The organism is Candidatus Phycosocius spiralis, from assembly GCF_030158815.1.
Lineage (GTDB): Bacteria > Pseudomonadota > Alphaproteobacteria > Caulobacterales > Aquidulcibacteraceae > Aquidulcibacter > Aquidulcibacter spiralis.
Genome location: NZ_BPFZ01000027.1, coordinates 1 through 2,157 on the forward strand (window position 1 = coordinate 1; position 2,157 = coordinate 2,157).

Here is a 2,157-nt window from a genome sequence, read left to right on the forward strand (position 1 = left end):
TGATTGCTGTGGTGGTGACGGCCATGGCGCCATTTGGTGGCGGGATCGTCGGCGGCGCGCTCAATGCAGCGCTTGGGTCCGTGGTGTCCCAAGCCGTTGGTGTGGCGACGGGGATACAAGAGAAGTTTGACTGGAAAGGCGTCGCACTGGCCGCGATCAGCGGCGGTGTTGGGGGTGCTGTGTCGAGCATAGCGGGACCTGCTCAAACCGCGATAGGGGTCGCAATTCGTGGTGCGGCCACCAACGCAACCACACAGGCGATTGCCGTCACGATGGGCCTGCAGGATAAATTCAGCTGGGCAGCGGTTGCGGCCGCTGGCGTTGGGGGTGGGTTTAGCGCAGCAGCTGGTCAAGCGATGAGCAACGCCGGGATCAACGTCAAGGCCTTTTCGTCGCGGATCGGCATTAATATGGCCTCCGCCATCGGTGACGCCACCGCCCGCACCCTGATTGAAGGCACTGACTTTGGTGATAATATCCGCGCCAGCCTGCCATCTGCGATCGGCAGTGCGATTGGCGGCTATTTAGCCGAAGGCGGCGGGAGCGGGCCTGGGTTGTTGGAGGCTATGACTGCAGGCGGGGTGAAGCCGCTTGAGATCAAGCCCATTCATGACAAGATCGATGTCAGATCGCCTCAGACAGAGCTTGATCCAGTGACAGCGGCATTACCGCCACTGGTGGAGCAAAACGAGCAGAATGGGCCAAGTAACTTCGGGGTTTCGAGAAGAGGTTGGGCCCTAGATCCAGAACTCGCGGACTCCCCATTTAGGATGCAAGCGGTTGGTGTCGAAGCAGCGTTGCGAAGGCAAGATTTGGCGACAATTGATAACATAAAGGACCTTTCGGGTGGGCCAATTGACATCACTTCTCAGTTCGAAGATTTTGCCCGTCAAAACCCTGAGGCCAGCAAAATCCTTCGACTTACCCACGATCCTTCAAGTAGTGGACGGGTAGAAGATGCAAGCTGGACACTTGATTTGCTGGTCGCAGGTATCGGTGGTCTCGGCGGCCTTGCGAAAGCTGGAGTCGAAGGCGCTGTTGCGAAATCGCCACTTTGGAAGTTACCATGGCTAGACCGGGGTAATAAAATTGAGGTTGAAGCGCTAAAGTCTGTCGGAGGCAGAAATGGACTGCACGCCAATTTTCCAGTCATTGACAGCTTAACTTCGTCAGGGCGAGCCATCAGCGTTGTATCCATTGACTTGTCGGCAAAAACCTACCTGAACAATCCGAAGGCAATATCAAATGCCTTGTTTGCTAAGCTGAACAAGGTCGCGAATTTTGCAAAAGTTAATGAAGTGGCATATTCTTATAGAGCTGTAACACCGAATATGGTCAAATCCCGGGAGCTTTTGGTTGCTATTCCGAAAGGGCCAATTACACCTGCACAACAACAAGCCTTGCAAGCCGTTTATCAGCACGGTCTTGATCGCGGCGTGAAAGTGACCATCAAGAAATTTTAAGGGGGAGTTGAATGAAGGCTTGGTCATATTGGGCATTATATCAAAGAGATAACTTTGTCGTAATTCCAGAACAAATCATGTTTCCAAATGGGCTACTTTCTAGCGTTGCGCCGTATCTTAAAATTGACCTAGACGACCCTCAGATTGCGGATCAATTCAGATCTATTTTGTCCTCTGATAATGTTCAAAAGGTAAAAAACTATGACGATGCGAATAACGAAACAAGCACGAAAATTCTGTCGAATTTACTCAAAGTAAAGAGTCAAAAGCAGCTTGCCCGTGAAGTAAAGCTCTTATCAGTCGAGCGTAATTCTGGACGTTTTAATGTGGAGCTGACAGTAGGTCAGAAAAATGGTTCTTTTTTGGGAGATCCCGAACTTAGCGCTTCTATTCCAAAAGCGATGAGCTTAGAGCAAACAGTTGATTTTCTGATCGATCATTTCAAGCAGCAATCAGCGACCTAAGTTGCAATTTAGACAAGCATCAGCCGACAGGAAGTTACGGTCGCCATCACCCTTTACTTACACCAATAATGGCAGATGGGAGGGGTCGTATGCATCCTCGGTCGCCCAGCGTCAAAATCCCCCGGCAAGCGGAACGCCTGGCCCCTTTGCCAATGGTGCCGCAAGTGGCAAGCAGGATGAGCAGGTTTCCTCCAATCTGGCGATGATCAATAGCTATAGCCAGGGCTCAA

The 2,157-nt window shown here is 51.5% G+C and carries 3 protein-coding genes; all 3 read left to right on the plus strand.

Features of this window, described 5'->3' with window-relative positions:
• On the plus strand, window positions 1–1,463 hold a 1,463-nt coding region (locus tag PsB1_RS11720; RefSeq protein ID WP_284361816.1), incomplete at its 5' end, for an endonuclease toxin domain-containing protein.
• Window positions 1,464–1,474: 11 nt separating this feature from the next.
• The gene (locus PsB1_RS11725; protein WP_284361818.1) at window positions 1,475–1,927 is read left to right on the plus strand and encodes a hypothetical protein; all 453 of its coding nucleotides are present in this window, start codon (window positions 1,475–1,477) and stop codon (window positions 1,925–1,927) included.
• Between the two features lies 1 nt (window position 1,928).
• Window positions 1,929–2,157 (plus strand): hypothetical protein (locus tag PsB1_RS11730; protein ID WP_284361820.1); only part of this gene is annotated, 229 nt, incomplete at its 3' end.